This is a genomic window from Bacillus cereus group sp. BfR-BA-01311 (genome assembly GCF_022664295.1).
Classification (GTDB): domain Bacteria; phylum Bacillota; class Bacilli; order Bacillales; family Bacillaceae_G; genus Bacillus_A; species Bacillus_A cereus.
Map to the genome: position 1 here is coordinate 479771 of NZ_JAKUHC010000003.1, position 25141 is coordinate 504911.

Consider the following 25141-nt stretch of genomic DNA (forward strand, 5'->3'; position numbering starts at 1 on the left):
TAAATATTATTTTAATCCACTACAAACAAGGAGTGTCAAACATGACCCTTTCAATAGTTGTACCATGCTACAATGAAGAAAAGGTGCTTCGAGCCTTTTATTCAGAGACTTCCCTTGAAATTCATAAATTAACTACCGATTATGAATTTGTTTTTGTTAATGATGGTAGTAAAGATGCTACATTAAATATTTTACGTGATTTAGCTAGTGTAGATTCATCGGTACACTACATATCATTTAGTCGAAACTTCGGAAAAGAAGCTGCAATGTTAGCTGGTTTAAAATATGCTACAGGCGATGCAATTGTTATTATGGATGCTGACTTACAACACCCTCCTACGTTAATAAAAGAACTGTTAGAAGGATATAACGACGGCTACGACCAAGTCATTGCAAAAAGAACCAGAACTGGTGATTCACCCGTTCGCTCTTTCGTCTCTCGTCTTTACTATAAAGTGATGAATAAATTTGTAGATATTGAATTAGTAGACGGTATTGGTGACTTTAGACTTTTAAGTCGAAGAGCAGTAGATTCTTTATTATCTTTAAGTGAATACAACCGATTTTCAAAGGGCTTATTTTCTTGGATCGGTTATAACGAATTAATCATTGAATATGAAAATGTATTACGTTCTGATGGAGAAAGTAAATGGACCTTCTCGAAATTATTAAATTACGGAATTGATGGTGTAATTTCATTCAATAATAAACCGTTACGTCTATCTATATATCTCGGATTACTAACAACCATTTTAGGACTTTTATACGTAATCACTACGTTCGTTCAAATCATCCTTGGTGGTGTGGAAGTTCCTGGTTACTTTACTCTCATTTCCGCTATACTATTTATTGGCGGTATTCAACTCATATTCCTAGGTGTGATTGGTGAATATATCGGTCGTATTTATTATGAAACAAAACGTAGACCGCATTTTATTGTAGCTGAAAAGAAAGTTAGTGAAGTTAAACAAAAGGCATAACCAAAAAGTTACTTCTGTAGGTAGAAGTAACTTTTTTATATACTAACATTTACAAACACTTCTTTTGAAAAAATATACATTTTGAAATGATGGCATTATATGAAAGAATTTAGTATCATGATTCAAGGTACTATTTCAAGTTGGACGGAGGATACTATGAGCTTATTAACAGTTGAAAAATTAGGACATACATTTGGCGATCGTACATTATTTAAAGATGTATCTATGCGATTATTAGCAGGTGAACACGTTGGATTAGTTGGTGCAAACGGTGTTGGTAAATCAACATTCATGAATATCATTACTGGTCAGCTTATTCATGACCAAGGTCGCGTAGAATGGACACCGGGCACACATTATGGCTACTTAGATCAGCATACTGTTTTAACGCCTGGGCGTACAATCCGTGACGTACTAGCGGATGCATTTTTACCGTTATTCGAAAAGGAAAAAGCTTTAAATGAAGTTACAGAAAAAATGGGAACTGCTACACCAGAAGAACTAGAAGAACTTCTTGAGCAAATGGCAGAAATACAAGATGCACTTGAAGCAGGTGGTTTCTATTTACTAGATATGAAAATTGAAGAGGCTGCACGTGGTCTTGGAATTGATGCAATTGGTTTAGATCGTGATGTTTCAGCATTAAGTGGTGGACAACGTACAAAAGTATTGCTTGCAAAGCTATTACTTGAACAGCCAGAAGTGTTATTGCTTGATGAACCTACTAACTATTTAGACGTTGAACATATTCATTGGTTAACAAATTATTTGAAAGAATATCCACATGCATTCTTATTAATTTCTCATGATACGGAATTTATGAACAAATGTGTTGATGTTATTTTCCATCTAGAATTCACAAAAATGACACGCTATACAGCGACATATGAAAAATTCCTAGAACTAGCAGAAATCAATAAAAATCAACATATAAACGCTTATGAAAAGCAGCGCGAGTTTATCAAAAAGCAAGAAGACTTCATTGCAAAGAACAAGGCTCGTTATTCAACGACAGGTCGTGCAAAGAGTCGTCAAAAACAACTTGATCGCATGGAACTTATTGATCGCCCAGAAACAGCGATTAAACCTGAATTCTCATTTAAAGAAAGTCGCGCAAGTAGTCGCTTCGTCTTTGAAGGTGAAAATGTAGAAATCGGATATACGCATCCTCTACTACCAAAGCTATCAATGACGATTGAACGTGGTGAAAAAATTGCTATTGTTGGATGTAACGGTGTTGGTAAATCAACGTTGCTAAAAACAATCTTAGGTAAAATTAAACCTTTAAGCGGTAAAACAAGTCTTGGTGACTTCTTAGAGCCTGCATACTTTGAACAAGAAGTTAAAGCTGATAATATAACACCAATTGATGATGTATGGAATACATTCCCTGGCCTAGACCAGCATCAAATTCGTGCGATGTTAGCAAAATGCGGATTAAAAAATGAACATATTTCTCGCCCATTAAGTCAATTAAGTGGTGGAGAACAAGCAAAAGTTCGTTTATGTAAGCTAATGGGTGAGGAAAGTAACTGGCTATTATTTGATGAGCCGACAAACCATCTTGATGTTACAGCAAAAGCGGAACTTAAGAAGGCTATGAAAGCATATAAAGGAACAATTCTCCTTGTATGTCACGAACCGGACTTCTATGAAGATTGGATCACAAAAGTTTGGGATGTTGAAGAATGGTCTCAAAATAGTAAGTAGTCTTTAAGAAAAAACTCCTTGTGTAGACAAGGAGTTTTTTACTTATTTTTATTAAGAATTTTTTATATTGTAGTATCCTATAAGGCGTAATCGAAATTCTTTTAATTCCGGATACGCCTCTAAATTTGCTAACATACCTCTAATTACCGGAATTCTTGGATTAAGCAATCGTATTTCCGCCTCTAAAACATCTAATGTAACCAACAGCTCATCATCCTCTAATTGATCAGCTAAAGTGCGCTTAAATACAATAATCTCTTTTAAAAAATGTTCTTTAACTTGTTCCTTAATAAGCTCTGATTTACAAAGGAATTCTCCAAGCTTTTCTTCATGTAAAATAGGTTCTTCCGAAGATTCTACTAAGCCATCTACTAAATTATCTACTCTTTTTAAAATAAAAGCAGCTACATACGATAAATCAATTTCTGGTGCTTGTAAAATAATTAATTCTAAATACCCACGGCATATGCCTTCTACCATAATTACTAAATCCAATAAATATGGCATAACCTTTTCACCATAAATGGACAATAAACTATTCCGATAAAATGCATGAGACTCTAACTTCATCCGCATCATAAATTCTTCTACTTCTTTATTAAACGGAATCGCATTTTCTCTCGCATGCATAATAATAAATTCTTTATGCTTTTGTATATCATTAAACTGACAATGTAATTGTTTTGCAAATTTTTCACGTGGTAATAAAGACTCTTGTTCAATATCCAGCATTTTCTTTTGGATTTTGTCATAATAATATCGAAGTGTCGCTAATAAAAGCTCATCTTTCGATTTAAAATATAAGTAAAAAGCTCCCTTAGATATACCACTAGCTGTCACAATTTCCTGCACTGATGTCGCATTTACACCCTTAGTAGCAAATAACTTCATAGCCGATTCTATAATTAAACGCTCTTTTTCTTTCATATCTTCTCTCCTAAATTTAATCTCGCATCTTATTATAAATGTATTATACCATCTCTTTTTATTGACGATTGACCGAACGGTCAGTTATATTATGTATTAGACTGACCAGTTGGTCAATATAATAAAAAGGGAGCGCAAACATGAACAAAATCATCAATTTCTCGTTAAAAAATAAGTTCGCAGTTTGGCTACTAACCATTATTGTTACTATTGCGGGGATCTACTCTGGACTCAATATGAAGCTGGAAACAATCCCTGATATTACAACACCGATTGTGACAGTAACTACGGTCTATCCTGGTGCTACACCAGAAGAAGTAGCTGATAAAGTTTCAAAGCCGATGGAAGAACAACTACAAAATTTAAGCGGTGTTAACGTTGTGAGTTCATCATCTTTTCAAAACGCATCTTCTATTCAAGTAGAATACGATTTTGATAAAAATATGGAAAAAGCAGAAACAGAAATTAAAGAAGCTCTCACAAATGTAAAACTCCCAGAAGGTGTTAAAGATCCTAAAGTTTCACGAGTAAACTTCAATGCCTTTCCAGTTATTTCGTTAAGCGTGGCAAGTAAGAATGAATCTTTAGCTACCTTAACTGAAAATGTAGAAAAAAATGTTGTACCAGGATTAAAAGGACTTGATGGTGTTGCATCTGTTCAAATTGCTGGCCAACAAGTAGATGAAGTACAGCTTGTCTTCAAGAAAGATAAAATGAAAGAACTAGGACTAAGTGAAGATACCGTAAAAAATGTGATTAAGGGATCGGATGTATCTTTACCACTTGGCTTATACACATTTAAAGACACGGAAAAATCAGTTGTTGTAGATGGCAATATTACAACGATTAAAGCGTTAAAAGAACTTAAAATCCCAGCTATACCTTCCTCACCTAACGGTCAAGGTAGTCAAAATGCTGGCGCTGGTGCACAAACGCCGCAAATGAATCCAGCTGCTATGAACGGGATTCCAACAGTTACATTAGACGAAATTGCTGACATTAAAGAAGTTGGGAAAGCAGAATCTATTTCTCGAACAAATGGAAAAGAAGCAATTGGAATTCAAATTGTGAAGGCCTCTGATGCAAATACAGTTGATGTTGTAAATGCAGTAAAAGATAAAGTAAAAGATCTTGAGAAAAAATATAAAGATTTAGAGATCATTTCAACATTCGACCAAGGTGCACCTATTGAAAAATCAGTTGAAACAATGCTAAGCAAAGCAATTTTCGGTGCTATCTTTGCGATTGTTATTATTATGCTGTTCCTACGAAATATTCGAACAACGTTAATTTCTGTCGTTTCAATACCACTTTCTTTATTAATTGCTGTTTTAGTCATAAAGCAAATGGATATTACGCTTAACATTATGACACTTGGAGCAATGACCGTTGCTATAGGCCGCGTTGTCGATGACTCAATTGTTGTTATTGAAAATATTTACCGACGTATGTCGTTATCAGAAGAGAAATTACGTGGAAAAGATTTAATTCGTGAAGCTACAAAAGAAATGTTTATCCCGATTATGTCTTCTACCATTGTAACAATTGCTGTATTTTTACCGCTTGGACTAGTAAAAGGTATGATTGGTGAAATGTTCTTACCATTCGCCTTAACTATCGTCTTCGCTTTATTAGCATCATTACTAGTAGCAGTTACAATCGTACCGATGCTAGCTCATTCCTTATTCAAGAAAGAGAGCATGAGGGAAAAAGAAGTACATCATGAAGAAAAACCAAGTAAATTAGCAAATGGGTATAAACGCATACTTGCATGGGCTTTAAATCACAAAATTATTACATCAAGTATCGCTGTCCTTCTATTAATTGGTAGTCTTGCACTTGTACCAGTTATCGGTGTAAGTTTCTTACCTTCTGAAGAAGAAAAAATGATTATTGCAACATATAATCCTGAACCAGGTCAAACGTTAGAAGACGTTGAAAAAATTGCAACAAAAGCTGAGAAGCACTTCCAAGATAATAAAGACGTCAAAACAATTCAGTTCTCATTAGGTGGAGAGAATCCAATGAGTCCTGGTCAATCAAACCAAGCAATGTTCTTCGTGCAATATGATAACGACACGAAAAACTTTGAAAAAGAGAAAGAACAAGTCGTTAAAGATTTACAGAAGATGTCTGGCAAAGGCGAATGGAAAAACCAAGACTTCGGAGCAAGTGGCGGTAGTAACGAAATTAAACTATACGTTTATGGAGATAGCTCAGAAGACATTAAGCCTGTCGTAAAAGATATTCAAAATATCATGAAGAAAAATAAAGACTTAAAAGATATAGATTCTAGTATTGCAAAAACATATGCAGAGTACACTTTAGTGGCAGATCAAGAAAAGCTGAGTAAAATGGGCTTAACGGCTGCTCAAATTGGAATGGGACTTTCTAATCAACATGATCGCCCTGTTCTGACAACAATTAAAAAAGACGGTAAAGATATCAATGTATATGTAGAAGCTGAAAAACAAAATTATGAAACAATCGATGACTTAACAAATCGCAAAATTACAACACCACTTGGTAATGAAGTAGCTGTGAAAGATGTTATGACTGTAAAAGAAGGTGAAACATCGAATACAGTAACACACCGAGATGGACGTGTTTATGCAGAGGTTAGTGCCAAATTAACATCTGATGACGTTTCAAAAGCATCTGCTGCAGTACAAAAAGAAGTAGATAAAATGGATCTTCCTTCTGGTGTAGATGTTTCTATGGGCGGTGTTACTAAAGATATTGAAGAATCATTCAAGCAACTTGGCCTAGCGATGTTAGCTGCGATTGCCATTGTATACTTCGTTCTTGTCGTTACATTTGGTGGTGCCCTAGCACCATTCGCAATTTTATTCTCGCTACCATTTACAATTATTGGGGCTCTTGTTGCCTTATTAATCTCTGGTGAAACATTAAGTGTATCTGCAATGATTGGTGCGCTTATGTTAATCGGTATCGTTGTAACAAACGCAATCGTGCTTATCGACCGCGTTATTCATAAGGAAAATGAAGGACTATCAACACGTGAAGCTTTATTAGAAGCTGGTGCAACACGCCTTCGTCCAATTTTAATGACTGCAATTGCAACAATCGGTGCTCTTATCCCGCTTGCATTAGGATTTGAAGGTAGTGGCTTAATTTCTAAAGGACTTGGCGTAACGGTAATTGGTGGATTAACAAGTTCAACGTTATTAACACTTCTTATTGTTCCAATCGTTTATGAAGTATTAAGCAAATTTAAAAAGAAAAAAACAAAATAACAAAAAAATAACCTCGCTAACTGCGAGGTTATTTTTTATTTCCAAACAAGATTAGGAAATCGCTATAGCCTTCTTTCTCTAATTCCTCTTTTGGAATAAATCGAAGAGCTGCGGAATTAATACAGTAACGAAGGCCATTTGGTCCTGGACCATCTGGAAATACGTGCCCAAGATGTGAATCTCCTTCTTTACTTCTCACTTCTGTACGTGTCATATTATGACTCACATCCATCTTTTCTTTCACACTTGCTGACATCACTGGTTTTGTAAAACTAGGCCATCCACATCCACTATCAAATTTATCTAGAGAAGTAAACAACGGCTCACCTGAAACGATGTCTACATAAAGACCTTCCTCTTTATGGTTCCAATACTCATTTCGAAATGGTGGTTCTGTACCATTTTCCTGTGTTACATAATACTGCATCTCATTGAGTTTTTCTTTTAAATGAGCATTATCCTTTGGCCAATGTTGCTTAATAAAAGCATCTCGTCCTGAGCCTTTACGATATAACTCATAGCGGAATGTGTTTTTCTTATGGTATCCTTGGTGATATTCTTCAGCTGGATAAAATGTAGCTGCTGGTAGTATTTTTGTCGCAATTGGTTTTGAAAAGCGTCCACTCTGCTCAAGCTCTTCTTTTGAGGCCTCTGCTTTTTTATGTTGTTCTTCATTATGATAAAAAATCACCGTTTCATAAGACTGTCCGCGGTCGTGGAATTGTCCACCAATATCGGTCGGATCAATTTGTCTCCAATATATATTTAACAATTCCTCATACGGCATTTTATTTGCATCAAATGTAATTTGTACTGCCTCATAATGTCCCGTCGTTTCTGAACATACTTCTTTATACGTTGGATTCTCTTTATGACCACCTGTATAGCCAGAAACAACCTTTATAATCCCTTCCATCTCTTCAAATGGCGAAACCATACACCAGAAGCACCCTCCAGCAAATGTAGCCAATTCTACCTTTTCATTTACAGCCATTACTTCACCCCTATTCTATGTTCTGCTTACAGTATGGCATAAGAAACATCATATTATAAAAGAAAAAGCACCGAACATCGATGCTTTTTCTTTACTTCACTTTATTTTTTCCAACATCCTTCTCCATTTCATCACTTGTCACGTCTAAAACATCTAATAAGAAGATGAAGATTGGAATACCGATAATTAATCCCCATACACCTAAGAAGTGTTCTGAGAAGATTAATACCATAAATGTATAGAAAATCGGTAAATTTGTTTTTTGCGACATAAACTTCGGGTTTAATACGTAACTTTCAAGCGCATGAATCACTGTTACGATAACCAAAATATAAACAACGTACATGATACCGCCAATATTGTAAGCAATCATACAAAGTGGGAATAACGAAATGATAACCCCCGCTACTGGAATTAAGCCAAGCAAGAAAATCATTAACGCTAAACCTAATAATTGCGGGAATCCTAATATCCATAATGCGATAACTGAAAGAACACAGTTAACAACAGCAATTAAAAATTGCGCTTCGATTACCTTTCCAAATGAACGTGCAAATTTCTTTCCGAAGTACTCAATTTCAGTATAGAAAATTGCAAGCCTGCTTTCTTTAAACTTTGCAGTAAAACCGACAATACGAGATTTTTCTAATAAGAAAAATAAACTCAAAATTAAAGAAAGTAAAACTTGAAGGCCAAATTTACCAACATTCGTAATCGATTTATACAAAATGTCTACGCCTTGTCCTACATATTTAGAAAGCTCCATATGATTGACAGCATTAACTGCATACTTAATTAGTTCACTATCTGGTGGGTTTCTTAAAAATACATTGAATTGGTAAATCAGTTGTGAAATTTGTATCGTCAATACTGGTAAATATTTAAATAGCGTAATAGCAATTCCACCAATTAACATTACATATAGAAATGCTATAATAATTTTTCGATTAATAGGCATGAAATGATCTAATTTGCGTGAAATAAACTTTTGGAATCGATCCATTAAATACGTGAGAATAAACGTAATTAATATTAAATTCAACATACTTTGCAGCCCGTATAACACGAGAGCAAGTATTACTAATACGAGTAACCTCTGAAATCCTTTGCTTTGAAACAGGTTTTTTATTTGCATAATCGACGAATACTCTCTCCTGTCCTATAAACTAAAACGTTAATAAGTAGATTTCTCTCTCTTTTCTACTTTTAATTATTCATTCATATTAAGATTTTTATAAACTCATTATATGCCTACCTTACCAGGTATATAGTAGCCTACTTCTTATTTTACAATACAATGACCTAATTCAAAACGTATTCTACATAGTATTAATGAAGATTTAAGGAAACTTACATTTTTTAATAGGTCTTACCACTACTGTAACATAAAAAGCAAGCTATCAGTAGAAATCTGTCCTACAAATAGCTTGCTTTTCTTATTTTTTAAGTAAGTTTTACTATCCAATGAATGGCATGAACATTGGGATGACAACTACTGTTACAACCCCAACTACCGTTACAGCAATACTTGCCATCGCTGCCTCTACCTCACCCATTTCAATTCCTACTGCAACTCCTAATGCATGACCCGCTGTTCCAAGTGCTAAACCTTTTGCAATCGGATGTTTCACTCTAAATGTTTTTAAGAATAATGCTCCTAATGCGTATACGATAACTGCGTTGAAAATAACTGCAAACGATGTAATTGCTGGAATACCACCAATACTTTCTGAAATTGGTAACGCAATTGCTGTTGTTGCTGCTTGTGGTAGCATTGAATTCATTACTGCTGTATCTAAACCGATTGCTTTTGCAACAATGAACACGACAATTACTGAGCAAATAGATCCAACCACGATAGCTGATAAAATTTGCCACCAATATTTTTTCAACTTATCAACTTGTTTATATAGTGGGATAGCGAATGCAATTGTTGCTGGCTCTAAGAAGAAACTAATCATTTTTCCGCCAGTATTATATTCTTCAAAAGTAAAGTTACCTACCTTTAGAAATACAATCCCTAATACCATCGCTACGAATAATGGTGTAAATAGGAAGAACCCTTTTGAATGCTTGAATAATAATGTTCCGATTCCGTATGCGATTAATGAAACGACGATTCCGAAATATGGAGTCATTGTGCTTGCCATGTTCATTACCTCCCAACAATATATAAATACAATGTTTACGCAACCTTTCCGTGCTTGCGTCCTTTATTTACTACTTTCAATTCTTTTATATCTTCTGTTTCTTTTTCATCTTTTCCTAAAATAAATTGTGCAAATAATCCTGTTACAGCGAGTAAAATAACTGTCGCTACAACAATTACAGTTAAAATTTGTACAAAGTATTGCCCCATTACACCAAGAGAATTAATAACTGAAATACCTGATGGGACGAATAAGAATCCAATAATACCTGTTAAAGCTGTTCCGAGTGATTCAACTTGCTCCAATTTAATAACTTTTAAACATAATAGACTAAATAAAATAACTAACCCGATTACCGATGAAGGCATTGGAATTGGTAAATGTGTTGCAATAATATTAGAAATTAACATAATAGCTGAAAATATGAATGCTTGTGATAAGAAACTATATACTTTTTTCGTACTCATTTTGGCCACCTCTTTCGATTTGGTACCTTTATTGTATAGGATACAACCGCCCAAGTAAGCGTTTACATAACGGAACGTCAAATATACAGAATCAGTTACAAATATAAAAGGATGAAATACAAAAGCTGCTCCTTAAATACGAAGCAGCTTCTTGAGTTCTTTTGCATATGTACGACTAACAGGTACTTTTGATCCTTCTTTCATAATTAAATTATAAGTAGAGTTAAACCATGGCTGAATTTCAGTAATATGATTAATATTTGCAATAAAGCTACGATGAACACGCATGAAACTTACTTGCGGCAACTTCTTTTCCAAAATCACAAGTGTATCGTGTGTTACATATGTTTCCCTCATTGTTTTTACTGTCACTTTTCCGTCCACAAGTCCTACATATACAATATCTTCAATATTAACAAGTACGATTGATTCTTCAATTGGTAATGCTAATTTATGCATCTCTACTGTTACATCTGTCCCCTTTATTTCGTGCTTCGTTTCTATTTGCGATTGTTTTTGTTTTTTATACTTCTTTAATGTCTGCACAATACGCTCTTCATCAAATGGTTTTAAAATGTAGTCTAACGCATCTACTTCAAATGCTTGCAGTGCATATTGATCATAGGCAGTAGCAAATACAATTGCAGGTGGATTTTTCATCTTCTTTAATATATTGGCGATTTCAAATCCGTTATCATCGGATAATTGAATATCTAAAAACACAATATCTGGTCTACTTTGCATTAGTTCTTCTAATGCGTCTTCCACACAATCAGCCTCACCAATTATCTCAACTTCTTTCGTTCTCTCTAATAAATACTTTAGTTCATCACGTGCTAACATTTCATCGTCAACTACTAATACTTTTAACACCCGGCTCTTCCTCCCCTACTTTTTTTGGAATAACAAAAGTAATCTCTGTCCCCTCATTTAATTCACTTTCGATATGAAGCATCGTTTCTTTTCCAAATAATCCAATAAGACGTTCATTAATATTATATAAAGCTGTTCCAGTCCCTTTCTTTGACGAAACTACCATCTTTCCTAATTGTTCTAAACGTTCTTCCTCAATTCCCTGTCCATTATCTTTTACTTCAAAATGAACCATACCCTCTTTTTCAAAAACATGCACTTCTACTTCACATACTGGTTGCTTCTTCGGAAAAGCGTGTCGCAATGCATTTTCAACCAATATTTGAAGAACAAATGGTGGTACTAAAGTTGTCTTTAGCTCGTCCTCAATATACATCTTTACCTCATACTTATTTGGGAACCTTGCTTGTTCTAAGGAGAGATATGCCTGTACATGGTTTAATTCTTGTTCTAGTGGAATCAATAACTGACGTGCCCCTTGCAAATTACATCGGAAATATACGCTAAGCTGTAATAATAACTTCCTTGCTTTTTCTACATCTGTTCGGCATAAAGCTGATACTGTATTAATCGCATTAAATAAAAAGTGCGGGTTAATTTGCGCTTGTAATGCTTTTATCTCCGCATCTTGAAGTAATTTACTTTGCAACTCAGCTTCTCCTAACTCTAACTGCGTGGAGAATATTTTTGCTAACCCTTCTGCTAATTCTTCTTCAACGCGACTTAACTGGTTAGGATTTTTAAAATACAGTTTTAATGTCCCTATCGTATTTCCATGCGAAGTTAGTGGAATAACAATCGCCGCTTGCAAAGGGCATCCTTCATGTTGACAATTAATGACCTCACGTGATTTTGCTTTCATTATTTGCCCTGTATGTAAAACTTCTTTCGACAAACCAGTTATTAAACTATGTGAAGGAATATGGTGATCTGATGCTAATCCAACATGAGCTAATATTTTCTCTGTATCTGTTAAGGATACCGCATCTGTTCCTGTAAAACGGTGAATAATTTGTGCCACATGCTTACATGATTCTTCTGTTAAGCCTTGGCGAAAATATGGTAACGTTTTATCTGCAATACGTAATACCTTATGAGTCTGAAGTGCCTTTGCGTTCTCTTCCTGACGCAAAATAGCTTGTATCATAGAAAGTAAAATAAAACTTCCAAAACTATTTACAAGGATCATTGGTATCGCAATTGTTTTCACAATGCTCATTCCATCCTCTACAATTAATAGGATCATAATCATTTCTAAAGAAACGATAAAAACACTTAAAATCGCTGAAAACTTAGGAGTAATTGTACGATTATACTTTTTGAAAATGTATCCAATATACCCCGTTATAACACCTGCTAAAATTGACGAGATTGCACAACTTAGAGCTGTCGTCCCTCCAAGCATATAACGGTGAATACCAGCAATTGATCCTACCCCAATTCCGACGATAGGACCACCAAGCAATCCACTAATTCCAACACCCATAATACGTGTATTCGCAATGGTACTCGATGATGAAACACCTTGTAACCAATTTTCATTCATAATCGTATTTCCTGCTATTTCAATCCCAGTGTAATTGCTTACAATTGTAAATACCGAAAAAATACAAATAAGCTTAAGCTTATCTACATAGCCATCCTGTTTATGAAGGAGGCGTCTGAAAGTTTTAATATGAGAGAGTAAAAATCCTAAAATAACTATAAGTCCGACTCGTTCAATCATCATGAGTACTAAATTTAGCATCTTTGATTCATTCCTTTTTATTTAGTTAGTTTTATTATGGGAAAATAATGAAGTCGGCGTCAAGAAGAACGAAATGTTTTTTGAAATATTTTACACATAATAACTTCCTCTTTATTTGACAATACATATAGAAGAGTGCTAAAAATAAAGTAATATAATACAGTCCTTTAACCCAACCCCGTGAGGTTGAGAAGGAAGTCGGAATACAATATACGTATGTTCTTTTCTTGGGGATACGTATGCTTTTTTGGCCTTCTCATCATATCAGGTGAGAAGGCCTTTTGTTATTCTTCCATAGCGACTGTAGAAAATAAGGAGGAGTAATAATGAACGTCACTACTGATGTACAACAAACAACAGAGGAGACAAAAGCGAAAAGATATAAAACATTATTTGGTTCTGCGCTAGGATATGCAGCAGAAGGTTTAGATATGTTGCTGTTATCGTTCGTACTTGTCTATATTTTAAAAGAGTTTCACTTAAGTCCTGTTGAAGGTGGAAACTTAACTTTAGCTACCACAATAGGAATGTTAATTGGTTCTTATTTATTTGGATTTATTGCTGATTTATTTGGCCGTATTCGTACAATGGCCTTCACAATCTTACTGTTTTCACTAGCAACCGCACTCATTTATTTCGCAACAGACTACTGGCAATTATTAATTCTGCGCTTTTTAGTTGGAATGGGAGTTGGTGGTGAATTCGGAATCGGAATGGCCATCGTAACAGAAACATGGTCTAAAGAAATGCGCGCTAAAGCGACATCTGTTGTTGCACTTGGATGGCAATTTGGTGTACTGATTGCTTCACTCCTTCCAGCATTTATTGTCCCACACTTTGGATGGAGAGCCGTTTTCTTATTTGGATTAATTCCAGCTTTACTAGCTGTCTATGTCCGTAAAAGTTTAAGTGAACCGAAAATATGGGAGCAAAAACAACGCTACAAAAAGGAACTATTGCAAAAAGAAGCTGCAGGTAAATTAACAACTACTGAAGCAGAACAACTAAAACATATAAAAAAATTTCCACTTCGAAAGTTATTTGCCAATAAAAAAGTAACAATTACAACAATTGGTCTTATTATTATGTCGTTCATCCAAAACTTCGGATATTACGGAATCTTCACATGGATGCCCACTATTTTAGCAAATAAATATAACTATACATTAGCAAAAGCAAGTGGCTGGATGTTCATTTCTACCATCGGTATGCTAATTGGAATTGCAATCTTTGGTATTCTGGCTGATAAAATTGGTCGACGTAAAACCTTTGCAATCTATTATATTGGCGGTACAGTATACTGTCTCATTTACTTCTTCTTATTCACAGATTCAACATTATTATTATGGGGAAGTGCATTGCTTGGATTCTTTGCAAATGGAATGATGGGAGGATTTGGAGCAATTTTAGCTGAAAACTATCCTGCTGAAGCTCGCTCTACCGCTGAAAACTTTATTTTCGGTACAGGACGTGGGTTAGCTGGATTTGGGCCTGTTATTATTGGCTTACTCGCTACAGGTGGCAACCTACTTGGAGCATTGTCCTTGATTTTTATCATCTACCCAATCGGGTTAATTACAATGCTACTATGTGTACCAGAAACAAAGGGAAAAGTATTAGATTAAACGTAAAAGAGGAAGCATCTCATTTAAGATGCTTCCTCTTTTACGTTTTTATTTATTTTGATTTACTAGCCTTCTGAAATAAGAATGCAGTTTTATCTTCTTCTTTTACAATACCTTGTTTTAATGCTAATTCTCCCGCAACTTTAGGCGCTAACCATAGCATTGGGAATAACAAAATTGATACCGGAACTGCCGTCACCACGATAAACGATTGTAGCGCATTAATACTTCCTTCACCCATATATAAAAGAATTGCTGCAACTGCGCCCATAATAAGCGACCAAAAAATTCGCAAACTAATTCTAGGATCTCCGTCTCCAGTCACTGCCATTGAAATGGAATACGCCATTGAATCTCCTGTTGTCACTACAAATAAAATTGTTAATAAAAGAAATGCTGGTCCAATAATATTAGAAAGTGGCAATTGCCCTGTAATTGCAATCATAGCTGCCGGCATACCAGATTCACTTAATGCGTCCGAGATAGACCCAGGATTCATCAACTCATAAAACACGCCTGATCCACCTAATATAGTAAACCAAAATGTTGTAATAATAGGTGCGATAATTCCAATTGCAACGATGATTTCTCGAATCGTTCTCCCTCTTGAAATTCGACTCACTAAAATTGCCATCATTGGTCCGTATCCAATAAACCATCCCCAGAAAAAGATTGTCCAAGATCCTAACCAACTTGTATCACCACGGTATGTGCTCATCGGTATAAACTCATTTACATAAAATCCAAACGAAGAAACAAACGAATCAATAATAAATCCACCTGGCCCAAATAGTAATATGAATGCCATTAACACAATTGCTAATCTAACATTTAAATTACTTATAATTTGAATCCCTTTATCAATACCTGTTACTGCCGATATGGTAGACACGGCCACCACACAAACAATAATTGCTAATTGAGTAGTAAACACATCAGAAATTCCAAATAATTCTTGTAATCCATAACTTGCTTGTAAACCTAAAAATCCAATTGGGCCAATTGTACCTGCAGCTACTGCAATAATTGCAGCTGCATCAATTATCGTTCCAAGCAGGCTCTTTCTTAATTTTTCCCCAAAAATAGGATATAAAAGCGTTCGAGGTTTTAGCGGCATATCTTTATGATAATGTCCATACATCATAACTACCGCACTAATTGTACCTAAAATCGTCCATGCTAAAAATCCCCAATGCATATAACTTTGTGCTAAAGCAGGCATGACTGCTTCTTTCGTTCCAGCAGATATACCATCATGTATTGGTGGCACCGTCATCAAATGATACATTGGCTCTGCTGCTGCCCAAAAAACGCCACCTCCAGCAAGTAATGTAGACATAATAATAGCAAGCCATTTTGCCGTACTAATCTCAGGTTTTTCTAATCCCCCAAGCTTAACTCTCCCATATTTGGAGAAAGCCATACACATCGCAACAATAAATGTACCTAATAATAAAACTTGCCAGAAGGCACCGAAATATTTAATTGAAAAAGCGAAACTTTTATTAATCGCACTCTCTACATAATCCTTGTTCAAAAAAACTGCAATTACAAATAATAAAAGTGAACCACCACTAATAATAAATACAGGCCAATCAGTTTTTCGACTCTTCATCCTCATTTATACTTCCTCCTTCCTCAGCAATCTAAAAAAACAACTTTATTATGTTTTATTGTTTAAACCTAAAACATAATAATTATATATGCATAACATTTTATCGACTTCCCACATACTTATGTTGTCCCTAAAAATATGCCAAATCCCTTATTAAAAAGAAAAATTCTCTTCCTCTTACATAAAAAAGCAAAACAAAAGACCTTATATTTCTATAAGGTCTTCGAAACAGAAATTTGATTATAACATAAGGTACTCCTTGGTTCAAAAAGCCTCTTCCAAAAATAACCGAGAGTAAAGGCTTCCATTTGCTACATAACAGTAATTAAAAAAAATATATTTTGCAGAAAAAAACTGCACTAAATATTATTTATGAAAGAAATTTGGCTTCAAAATTTCATTCGGATACGGTTTATGATAAATGTGAGTGGTAGCTGGAGATAATGGCGGAATAAGCCATACCCAATTACCTGTTACAACACGACCACAAGCAGCTTCTTGCTTCTCAAATTGCTGAAATTGTTGTGCAGCAGTATGGTGATCAACAATACTAACTCCTTGTTTTTTAAAGGAGTGTAGTACGGCAATATTCAACTCAATTAGCGCCTTATCTTTCCATAAGGTACCGTTTCTCGATGTATCTAAATCCATCATCTCCGCAACAGCCGGAAGTAAATTATAACGATCATGATCTGCTAAGTTGCGCGCCCCAATTTCTGTTCCCATATACCATCCATTGAACGGAGCGGCTGTATAAGAAATACCGCCAATTTCTAAACGCATATCTGAAATCATTGGAACACCATACCATTTTACTCCAAGTGATGAAATAGGGTATTCTGGGTGTTCAATTGGCACTTCTTTTACTTCTTCTCTCGGAATTTCTTTATATGTAGGTGCCTTCCCGTTTATAGAGAACACAAGTGGCAATACATCGAAATTCGTACCTTCTCCTTGCCAACCAAGCCCCTGACAAAAGTCCGTAAATGTAGCGGAATGAGAATCACCAATCACTCCCGTTTCTGTTTTATATCCTGCATATCGAATCAATTGGTGATTATAAATTCTTATATTATTTTCTTCACCTTGATATTGCTTAAAAATCGTAATGGTTGGTTTAACTTTCCCGTCGTTCGTTGCATATTTAATATGATGAATTAATGCATTATATACACCCTCTTCATCATTTACTTCGCGCGCATCTAATATGTGCATCTTACTCCAAAATAGTCTTCCAATACATCTATTACTGTTACGCCATGCCATTCGTGAACCATGAACAAGTTCTTCAAATGTATGCTCATATGTCCCTGTCTTCTCTATCTCAATTTGAATTTCTTTTATACGTTCTTCTATCAATTGTTCTTTATGAAGCTCCTTATAACAAATCGTAATAAAATTACTTGCTTCCTCTATTAATTGTTTCGTTTTACTCATAAACAATCTCCTTCTATTTCAACAAAACCCTGCTACTTTACAGTATAAGCAAAAAGGATAGGAGTCACAAATGAAAGTGAGAGTGTTACTTTTATTGTAATATTTTTCAGAAAATTAATGGACTTACTATTGACTTATATGGAAAATGGGTGTATTTTTGACTCAGGTAAAGTATTTTTACCTAGACCAACTTTTTAAATAGAAAGGAGGTAATGTTATGTCTTCATTTCAATTGCCAAAGCTTTCATATGACTATGATGAACTAGAGCCACATATTGATAGCAATACACTTTCCATTCATCATGGAAAGCACCATGCGACATACGTAAACAATTTAAATGCTACTTTAGAAAATTATACTGAATTACATAATAAATCTTTAGAAGAATTGCTATGTAATTTAGATACTTTACCGAAGGAAATTGTTACAGCTGTACGAAATAACGGTGGCGGTCACTATTGTCATAGTCTTTTTTGGGAAGTGATGAGCCCACAAGGTGGCGGTGAGCCTAATGGAGACGTTGCAAAAGTAATTGATTATTATTTCAATACCTTTGACAACTTAAAAGATCAACTTTCCAAAGCAGCTATTAGTCGTTTTGGAAGTGGCTATGGATGGCTTGTTCTTGACGGTGAGGAACTCTCTGTTATGAGTACACCAAATCAAGATACGCCTTTGCAAGAAGGGAAAATCCCCTTACTCGTAATTGATGTATGGGAACATGCTTATTATTTAAAGTATCAAAATAGGCGCCCAGAGTTTGTTACCAACTGGTGGCATACAGTAAACTGGGACCAAGTAAACGAGAAGTATTTACAAGCAATTCAATCACAAAAACATTAGTCATACGTATAAGGTAAATTTGGTAATGTAAAATCAGTATTGTCGAAATCCTCCAGAATCCCCCGGATTGCCACCGGGGGATTTATGATTACTTCATTGTATTTATATAATGTTTTAAAACATTTTTCATTTCTAGTTTCAGCTCTCGGAACAAAAATCCGAATTCACGAGCCTTTCCATTATGTAATGTACAGTTAGTTACCTCATTATAAGGAGCTATATTTTCCCCAGCTTTCTGAATGAGTGCTTTTATTCCTGTCTTCTCTTCTATGAAATGAATAATTTCTTCCGTAGAAACTACCCCGTTACTACAGGCGTTAATTGGCCCTTTCACATTTTCCATTCCGCACCAAGCTAGAAACTCTCCTGCCTCTTTTTCATGTATAAATGACAAAGTTCCATCTACATGATCCACAACGATAGGTTTTTGGTTCACAATACATTCAACGTAAAATTGTAACCTTTTCGTATAATCGTTTTCTCCAATAACAACTGGAAAACGAACTGCAACAACTGGGAATGTTGCTTGTTGAAATACAACGGCTTCAGCTAATCTCTTTCCTTCACCATAATTGAAGTCATTCCTATCTCCATACGCGATTGCATAATCGTACGGATTAAAGTCTTCTTCTGATAAGCTTAGGGCAGGTTCATAGACGGCCATTGAAGATGTCATAACATATTTCTTCGTTTTCCCTCGTAACACTTCACATATTATCTTCGCTGCATTCGAGCTATAGCATAAATTATCGTATACAATATCATAACTTTTTCCTTCTAGACGCTTTTCTAGTAGCTTTCCATCTTCTCTATCAATAATTATTCTTTTTACTGCGCTACCAAAAGAATCTTCAGTAACTCCCCTCGTCGCAATCGTTACATCGTGCCCCTCTTGCAAAAGTGCTTCTACTAAATGTTTACCAAAAAATCTTGTTCCCCCTAGCACCAATACTTTTTTCAACTTCATCATCCCCATTTTAGCAAATTGTAAAATACTACCTCTCTATTATAAGTGCCAACATATAAAAAGCATGGAATTCGTTTAACGATTCCATGCTTTTCTACAGAAAATATATTAACGTACTCGATATTTATAAATACAATAACAGAAGTACAAAATAGAAATTACTGATACATAAACCCATAGTTCATATACAAATCCCTCTCCCCACACTCCCATAAAATAAAAGAGTGAAGGTAAAGTCAATGTTACCCATGATTGTACGAAGGCAATCCTTCCAAGATATTGATTAATGTTCTTCTTTTGTGTATTTAATACAAAGAATAAATACCAAAGTAATGCCCACATAAACCACGTTAACGCATTAACAACATCATGGAATTGAACAAATGAAACAACCATATAGAATAAGGCTATAATTGCTACCCAAATACAAAACCATCCTAGACCACTACTATCCATTCCTTTTATAAAAGTAACACCTACATATAAATAAGTTAATCCAAATAAGAAAGTAGCCGCATATGAATACACTGTCCAATTGCTTTGGTCAGAAATCATGATCAAATAAAACGGAATAATAATTTGTAGTGCACCCACAAATAAATTAAAAACACCCGCACTTTTCATCTCTGCTTTCCCTAATATAACAAGACTATTTAAAAATAAAGCTGCCCCTGAAAGTAATAATCCTACATAACCCATATATATTCGTGTGAAAATCTTTACCTTTCACACTTTTAACCTCCCCACACTATAAAGTGATACTTATATTATTTTTCTTCCCATTTAAAACTACATACATAATTTTTCATTCAAATAAGTCAGACCTCCTACCTCAAAAAGGAGCGAACTTAAAACGCTTTCAATAATAAATAATCCTATTAAAACATGAACTAGGATTCCTTGATTATAAACGGACTCTAGCAATGATACAAGTGTTGGAATACTTTTCAATAATACGCTTTCAATTTCTATAAAAAATTAATAAAATAATACATTCCTCTATCTCATTCTACTACCTTCTAGCATAAGATATTATAAAATCACATCATTTAAAACAGCGAACGCTCTTTTCTAGGTTCGCTAATAAAATTAATAAAAAATGACCTCTTGCTTTTATGCAAAGGTCATTTTTTTATATTCATCATTAAACTTCTAAATAGCCATTTTTATTATTTGATTGCCATTTCCAAGAATCTGCACACATTTCTTCTAATCCGCGTGTTGCCTCCCAGCCTAATTCACGCTTTGCTTTCGATGCATCAGCAAAACATACTGCCACATCACCTGGGCGACGCTCTGTAATTTTATAAGGAACTTTCTTACCCGAGACTTTTTCAAACGCTTCAACCATCTCTAGTACACTATAGCCCATACCTGTGCCCAGGTTATAAGCATCTACTCCCGTTGTACTCAGTACTTTCTCAAGCGCCTTTACGTGACCATTTGCTAAGTCCACAACATGGATGTAATCACGGACTCCTGTTCCATCTTTCGTTGGATAGTCATTTCCGAATACGCTTAATTCTTTTAACTTACCTACCGCTACTTGCGTTACATATGGCATTAAGTTATTTGGGATTCCATTTGGATCTTCTCCGATACGCCCACTTTCGTGTGCACCAAATGGATTGAAATAGCGAAGTAATGCGATACTCCATTCTGCATCTGCAAATGCTACATCACGCATAATTTGCTCAATCATTAATTTCGTTTGACCATATGGATTTGTTGCACTTAATGGAAACTCCTCCGTAATCGGTGACGTTTCCGGGATACCATATACAGTTGCAGATGAACTAAAGATTATCTTCTTTACATTATGTTTCTGCATTACTTCACATAGCACTAACGTGCTTGTAATGTTGTTATGATAATATGTTAATGGAATCGCTACTGACTCCCCTACAGCTTTAAATCCTGCAAAGTGAATAACTGCTTCAATTGCATTTTCTTCAAAAATTGCGTCAAGCGCTTCGCGATTTAAAACATCTTCTTTATAAAACTTAAATTGTTTTCCTGTTATTTCTTTCACTCGATTTATAGATTCTACCGAGCTATTCGAAAGATTATCCACTACTATAACTTCGTAACCGCTATTTAGTAATTCTACACATGTATGACTACCAATATATCCTGCTCCACCTGTTACAAGTATTGCCATAATTATAGTCCTCCATATTTCATTCATTATAAACTTCTCAAAGTATATCACATATTTCTTATCCTATGTTTAACATGCGAACACAGAAACTTACATTTTATCCCATAATAAATTTATAACATATACGATTCTAATCAGGTAATAAAAAAACGCCACATAATTTTTATTATGTGGCGTTTTTTTATTAAATTACATAACAATATACACTTAGAAAATGCGCAAGACTACCTAATAATACAAAAACATGAAAAATTTCATGATGCCCCATATATTTAAACTCTAACCATTTTGGCTTTGTTCCATAAATAAATCCACCAATTGTATAAAAAATGCCCCCAAGTACTAAGAAAATAATGCCTCCTGTACTTAAATTCTCAGCTAACGGTGCAAAGAATAACACAATTAACCAACCCATCGTAATATAAATTGCTGTCGATAACCATCTTGGACAATTAAACCAAAACATTTTAAATACAATGCCACAAATCGCAGTTGCATAGACTAAACAAAATAATAGTAAACCACTTGCTGAATTTAATGTAATTAAGCAAAAGGGTGCATATGTACCTGCAATTAATATAAAAATCATAGAATGATCTAGCTTCCTAAAGAAGTAAATAACACGTTCATTGGCCACAACACTATGATACACAGCTGACGCCGTATAAAGGACCATCATTCCAATACCAAACAAAATAACAGCTGTAATTGCAGCAAATGATGGCATCTTGATAGAAACTTTCACAAGCATAGCTAATAAGGCAATAAATGATAATATTGCTCCACCTAAGTGAGTAAATGCATTAACCGGTTCCCTTACATAAGCATTCATAATAACACCCCTCATATAATTACATGTAGTTTTGATAACTACATGTAATTATATACACATTTCTTTTTAAGGTCAACATTTACAATTCATTTGTTTCGTAATACCATATTTAAAGATATATTAAACATTAAGTTCCACTAAGTTATAAAAGTGAGGGATTCTACGTGGAAAATATAAATGAATTACTTGAGACATTGCATTTAGAAAAAAACATTAAACTTGAGGATATTCCAAATGTTGACTTATATGTAGATCAAGTTGTTCAACTATTTGAGAATACTTATGCAGATACAACGAGAACTGATGATGAAAAAGTATTAACCAAAACGATGATTAATAATTACGCAAAAGGAAAACTATTCATCCCCATCAAAAATAAAAAGTATTCAAAAGAGCATATGATTTTAATTAGCCTAATTTATCAATTAAAGGGAGCTCTCTCCATTAACGACATAAAAAGTTCATTAGAAACTATAAATGACTCCTTATTAAATGATGATTCATTCGAATTAAATACGTTATACAAAAATTATCTTGCTCTTACTGAAAGCAATGTCGAAAGCTTTAAACAAGACGTAAATAACCGTGTTACAGAAGTAAATGAGATTTCTTCCTTAGAAGATACAAAGCTAAAAAAATTTCTACTACTAACATCCTTCGTGACTATGAGTAATATGTATAGACGTTTAGCGGAGCAACTAGTGGATGATTTAAAAGAATCATAAATAAAAAACTATCCACCTATTAAAGTGGATAGTTTTTTATTTACTTAATTGCTTCATGAACTTTTAGTTGTTTCCCTTTAATCGTTGTAGTCTTCATGACTTTCAAGACGAGTGGGCCTTTTCCATTTAATATTTCAACATAAGAAACATTATCTTGTATCGTAATAATACCTATATCTTCTGCTGTAACACCTTTAATTTTAGCAATTGTACCGACGAAATCTACCGCCCTAATTTTCTTTTTCTTCCCGCCATTAAAGTACAGCTTCATAATGCCTTTGTTGATGTCTGCATTTTTATCTTTCTTTATAATTGGTTTAGCATGTATCTTTTCTTCAAATGCAGCTTTCTCTTTCATAACTTCTTCTTTTGAAGGTCCAATTGCCTTTGGAATTTCAAATCCAATATACTCCTCAATCTCTTCTAAAAATCTATTTTCATATGGTGTTATAAATGTAATAGCTTTTCCACTATTTCCAGCTCGTCCCGTTCTTCCAGTACGATGTACATAGCTTTCTTTTTCAAGTGGAATATCATAATTAATAACATGTGTAATATTATCAATATCAATTCCTCTCGCAGCTACATCTGTTGCTACTAAATAGCGGAATTTTCCTTTTCTAAAATCATCCATGACTTCAAAACGATCTTCTTGTACCATACCACCATGTATTTTGTCACAGGGATAGTTAGCTCGTTTTAATTGTCTATATACATGATCTACATTTTCTTGTGTACGGCAAAAAATAATACAGCTATCAGGATTCTCAATCGTTGTTACATCTTTAAGTAGTGAAAGCTTCTCGTCTTCTATCACCTCAAAAAGAGTATGTTCAATTTTATCCGTCGTAATCCCAGCCGCTTTAATTTCAATATGAGTTGGTGAATTCATATATGTACGAGACAATTTCTCAACATCTTCTGGAAGTGTTGCTGAAAATAACATCGTCATTCTTTTTGTAGGTAATTCATCAATAATTGCCTCTACTTGATCGATAAAGCCCATATTTAGCATCTCATCTGCTTCATCAATAACTAAATACTTCAAACACTCTAAAGAAAGGGTACCCTTCTCAATATGATCCAACACACGACCAGGAGTCCCAACTACAATATGTGTCTTTTGCTTTAATTCTAATTTTTGACGTGCAAATGGAGATTTCCCATAAACTGCCGCAGCCTTAATCCTTTTGAATCGACCTATATTTGTAATATCTTCTTTTACCTGTACCGCAAGCTCTCTCGTTGGTGTTAAAACTAATGCTTGTGGTTTATTCTCTTCCCACTCCACCATTTCACAAAGTGGAATACCAAATGAAGCTGTTTTTCCACTTCCAGTCTGGGACTTCACAACAAGATCCTTCTTTTGTAATGCAACTGGAATAACCTCACCTTGTACTTCTGTTGGATGATCATACCCTAACCCAGTAAGTGCCCTTACAATTTCCTTACTTAATTTATAATCAGAAAAACTTTTTTTACTCATATATTAACCTCATTTTATTCTGTATTATTTTCTTTTTTATCTTTTGTATACGTTACTATCACCCTACTTATTATACTTGAAACCTCACATAAAAGGTGAATCATGCCAGATTCATCTTTTTATATAGAAATAAACCTTTTCATTTCATATATTGTTCAACTACTTGATAACATCTTTTGCTCGTATTATTAGCATTAACCTTTTTATAGTATCCTACATCCAATCAAAAAAATAAAAAGAATACATACAACCTTGTATAATTATCTTAATTTTTCAACCCTTCCCATAAACGAACAATAAAAACAAAAAAATGTTTTAAATTCGTTTTTAACGTTGTTTTTCAG

The 25141-nt window shown here is 34.5% G+C and carries 20 protein-coding genes and 1 pseudogene; 6 read left to right on the plus strand and 15 right to left on the minus strand.

Going from position 1 to position 25141, the window contains the following annotated elements; translation table 11 throughout:
• Positions 1-41 precede the first annotated feature (41 nt).
• Positions 42-980, plus strand: coding sequence for a glycosyltransferase family 2 protein (locus MR136_RS10285; RefSeq protein WP_063219912.1), 939 nt, complete (start codon positions 42-44; stop codon positions 978-980).
• Between the two features lie 156 nt (positions 981-1136).
• Entirely contained in the window at positions 1137-2690 is a 1554-nt protein-coding gene (locus MR136_RS10290) for an ABC-F family ATP-binding cassette domain-containing protein (RefSeq protein WP_000055410.1), read from the plus strand.
• A gap of 51 nt (positions 2691-2741) precedes the next feature.
• On the opposite strand, the gene MR136_RS10295 is transcribed toward MR136_RS10290, so the two are convergent.
• Positions 2742-3617 (minus strand): TetR/AcrR family transcriptional regulator, encoded by an 876-nt coding sequence (locus tag MR136_RS10295; protein WP_000659648.1) that lies wholly within the window; start codon positions 3615-3617, stop codon positions 2742-2744.
• A gap of 140 nt (positions 3618-3757) precedes the next feature.
• Between MR136_RS10295 and MR136_RS10300 the strand changes: the two genes are divergently transcribed.
• Positions 3758-6874, plus strand: coding sequence for an efflux RND transporter permease subunit (locus MR136_RS10300; protein WP_242259365.1), 3117 nt, complete (start codon positions 3758-3760; stop codon positions 6872-6874).
• A gap of 28 nt (positions 6875-6902) precedes the next feature.
• Here the strand turns inward: MR136_RS10300 and msrB are convergent, their stop codons facing one another.
• From msrB to lytS, 7 genes and pseudogenes are all read right to left on the minus strand, one after another.
• The gene (gene msrB / locus MR136_RS28555; RefSeq protein WP_227599596.1) at positions 6903-7355 is read right to left on the minus strand and encodes a peptide-methionine (R)-S-oxide reductase MsrB; all 453 of its coding nucleotides are present in this window, start codon (positions 7353-7355) and stop codon (positions 6903-6905) included.
• A gap of 45 nt (positions 7356-7400) precedes the next feature.
• Positions 7401-7868: pseudogene (gene msrA / locus MR136_RS28560) on the minus strand (peptide-methionine (S)-S-oxide reductase MsrA); the annotation flags it as partial.
• Between the two features lie 91 nt (positions 7869-7959).
• Positions 7960-9003, minus strand: coding sequence for an AI-2E family transporter (locus MR136_RS10315; RefSeq protein WP_001166010.1), 1044 nt, complete (start codon positions 9001-9003; stop codon positions 7960-7962).
• A gap of 322 nt (positions 9004-9325) precedes the next feature.
• Positions 9326-10018 (minus strand): antiholin-like protein LrgB, encoded by a 693-nt coding sequence (lrgB, locus tag MR136_RS10320; RefSeq protein ID WP_000168869.1) that lies wholly within the window; start codon positions 10016-10018, stop codon positions 9326-9328.
• A gap of 35 nt (positions 10019-10053) precedes the next feature.
• Positions 10054-10485 carry an antiholin-like murein hydrolase modulator LrgA gene (lrgA, locus tag MR136_RS10325; RefSeq protein ID WP_000104900.1) on the minus strand — a complete coding sequence of 144 codons (432 nt, stop codon included), beginning with the start codon at positions 10483-10485 and terminating at the stop codon, positions 10054-10056.
• A gap of 132 nt (positions 10486-10617) precedes the next feature.
• Complete coding sequence (locus MR136_RS10330; RefSeq protein WP_000921843.1) at positions 10618-11358, minus strand: LytR/AlgR family response regulator transcription factor; 741 nt, start codon at positions 11356-11358, stop codon at positions 10618-10620.
• Entirely contained in the window at positions 11336-13105 is a 1770-nt protein-coding gene (gene lytS / locus MR136_RS10335; RefSeq protein ID WP_242259366.1) for a two-component system sensor histidine kinase LytS, read from the minus strand. Before lytS ends, MR136_RS10330 begins: the two co-directional genes overlap by 23 nt.
• A gap of 326 nt (positions 13106-13431) precedes the next feature.
• Between lytS and MR136_RS10340 the strand changes: the two genes are divergently transcribed.
• Positions 13432-14730 (plus strand): MFS transporter, encoded by a 1299-nt coding sequence (locus tag MR136_RS10340; protein ID WP_001103412.1) that lies wholly within the window; start codon positions 13432-13434, stop codon positions 14728-14730.
• A gap of 52 nt (positions 14731-14782) precedes the next feature.
• On the opposite strand, the gene MR136_RS10345 is transcribed toward MR136_RS10340, so the two are convergent.
• On the minus strand, positions 14783-16351 hold the full coding sequence (locus MR136_RS10345; protein ID WP_001242442.1) for a BCCT family transporter: 1569 nt from the start codon (positions 16349-16351) through the stop codon (positions 14783-14785).
• 360 nt (positions 16352-16711) lie between these two features.
• Positions 16712-17782, minus strand: coding sequence for a nitric oxide synthase oxygenase (locus MR136_RS10350; RefSeq protein WP_000047627.1), 1071 nt, complete (start codon positions 17780-17782; stop codon positions 16712-16714).
• Between the two features lie 217 nt (positions 17783-17999).
• Between MR136_RS10350 and sodA the strand changes: the two genes are divergently transcribed.
• Positions 18000-18626 (plus strand): superoxide dismutase [Mn], encoded by a 627-nt coding sequence (gene sodA, locus MR136_RS10355; protein WP_000094041.1) that lies wholly within the window; start codon positions 18000-18002, stop codon positions 18624-18626.
• An 88-nt stretch (positions 18627-18714) separates the two neighbouring features.
• Here the strand turns inward: sodA and MR136_RS10360 are convergent, their stop codons facing one another.
• The 4 genes from MR136_RS10360 to trhA form a co-directional block, all read right to left on the minus strand.
• Positions 18715-19602, minus strand: coding sequence for an NAD-dependent epimerase/dehydratase family protein (locus tag MR136_RS10360; RefSeq protein ID WP_002025132.1), 888 nt, complete (start codon positions 19600-19602; stop codon positions 18715-18717).
• A gap of 99 nt (positions 19603-19701) precedes the next feature.
• Complete coding sequence (locus tag MR136_RS10365) at positions 19702-20292, minus strand: AmiS/UreI family transporter (RefSeq protein ID WP_000542569.1); 591 nt, start codon at positions 20290-20292, stop codon at positions 19702-19704.
• A gap of 445 nt (positions 20293-20737) precedes the next feature.
• Complete coding sequence (gene galE / locus MR136_RS10370; RefSeq protein ID WP_000996540.1) at positions 20738-21754, minus strand: UDP-glucose 4-epimerase GalE; 1017 nt, start codon at positions 21752-21754, stop codon at positions 20738-20740.
• Positions 21755-21938: 184 nt separating this feature from the next.
• Entirely contained in the window at positions 21939-22586 is a 648-nt protein-coding gene (trhA, locus tag MR136_RS10375) for a PAQR family membrane homeostasis protein TrhA (protein ID WP_000995363.1), read from the minus strand.
• Between the two features lie 164 nt (positions 22587-22750).
• Here trhA and MR136_RS10380 point away from each other — a divergent pair, with 164 nt between their 5' ends.
• Complete coding sequence (locus MR136_RS10380; RefSeq protein ID WP_017673742.1) at positions 22751-23311, plus strand: DUF1836 domain-containing protein; 561 nt, start codon at positions 22751-22753, stop codon at positions 23309-23311.
• Between the two features lie 40 nt (positions 23312-23351).
• On the opposite strand, the gene dbpA is transcribed toward MR136_RS10380, so the two are convergent.
• Positions 23352-24797, minus strand: coding sequence for an ATP-dependent RNA helicase DbpA (gene dbpA / locus MR136_RS10385; protein WP_000039350.1), 1446 nt, complete (start codon positions 24795-24797; stop codon positions 23352-23354).
• Positions 24798-25141 lie beyond the last annotated feature (344 nt).

What these genes read in the sequence shown, in the direction of transcription:
- sodA (WP_000094041.1), top strand. Translation starts at nt 18,000, where the DNA reads ATGTCTTCATTTCAATTGCCAAAGCTTTCATATGACTATGATGAACTA.
- MR136_RS10360 (WP_002025132.1), bottom strand. Translation starts at nt 19,602, where the DNA reads ATGGGGATGATGAAGTTGAAAAAAGTATTGGTGCTAGGGGGAACAAGA.
- MR136_RS10340 (WP_001103412.1), top strand. Translation starts at nt 13,432, where the DNA reads ATGAACGTCACTACTGATGTACAACAAACAACAGAGGAGACAAAAGCG.
- lrgA (WP_000104900.1), bottom strand. Translation starts at nt 10,485, where the DNA reads ATGAGTACGAAAAAAGTATATAGTTTCTTATCACAAGCATTCATATTT.
- MR136_RS10290 (WP_000055410.1), top strand. Translation starts at nt 1,137, where the DNA reads ATGAGCTTATTAACAGTTGAAAAATTAGGACATACATTTGGCGATCGT.
- MR136_RS10315 (WP_001166010.1), bottom strand. Translation starts at nt 9,003, where the DNA reads ATGCAAATAAAAAACCTGTTTCAAAGCAAAGGATTTCAGAGGTTACTC.
- MR136_RS10295 (WP_000659648.1), bottom strand. Translation starts at nt 3,617, where the DNA reads ATGAAAGAAAAAGAGCGTTTAATTATAGAATCGGCTATGAAGTTATTT.
- lytS (WP_242259366.1), bottom strand. Translation starts at nt 13,105, where the DNA reads ATGCTAAATTTAGTACTCATGATGATTGAACGAGTCGGACTTATAGTT.
- MR136_RS10300 (WP_242259365.1), top strand. Translation starts at nt 3,758, where the DNA reads ATGAACAAAATCATCAATTTCTCGTTAAAAAATAAGTTCGCAGTTTGG.
- dbpA (WP_000039350.1), bottom strand. Translation starts at nt 24,797, where the DNA reads ATGAGTAAAAAAAGTTTTTCTGATTATAAATTAAGTAAGGAAATTGTA.
- galE (WP_000996540.1), bottom strand. Translation starts at nt 21,754, where the DNA reads ATGGCAATACTTGTAACAGGTGGAGCAGGATATATTGGTAGTCATACA.
- MR136_RS10350 (WP_000047627.1), bottom strand. Translation starts at nt 17,782, where the DNA reads ATGAGTAAAACGAAACAATTAATAGAGGAAGCAAGTAATTTTATTACG.
- lrgB (WP_000168869.1), bottom strand. Translation starts at nt 10,018, where the DNA reads ATGGCAAGCACAATGACTCCATATTTCGGAATCGTCGTTTCATTAATC.
- MR136_RS10345 (WP_001242442.1), bottom strand. Translation starts at nt 16,351, where the DNA reads ATGAGGATGAAGAGTCGAAAAACTGATTGGCCTGTATTTATTATTAGT.
- trhA (WP_000995363.1), bottom strand. Translation starts at nt 22,586, where the DNA reads ATGAATGCTTATGTAAGGGAACCGGTTAATGCATTTACTCACTTAGGT.
- MR136_RS10365 (WP_000542569.1), bottom strand. Translation starts at nt 20,292, where the DNA reads ATGGGTTATGTAGGATTATTACTTTCAGGGGCAGCTTTATTTTTAAAT.
- MR136_RS10285 (WP_063219912.1), top strand. Translation starts at nt 42, where the DNA reads ATGACCCTTTCAATAGTTGTACCATGCTACAATGAAGAAAAGGTGCTT.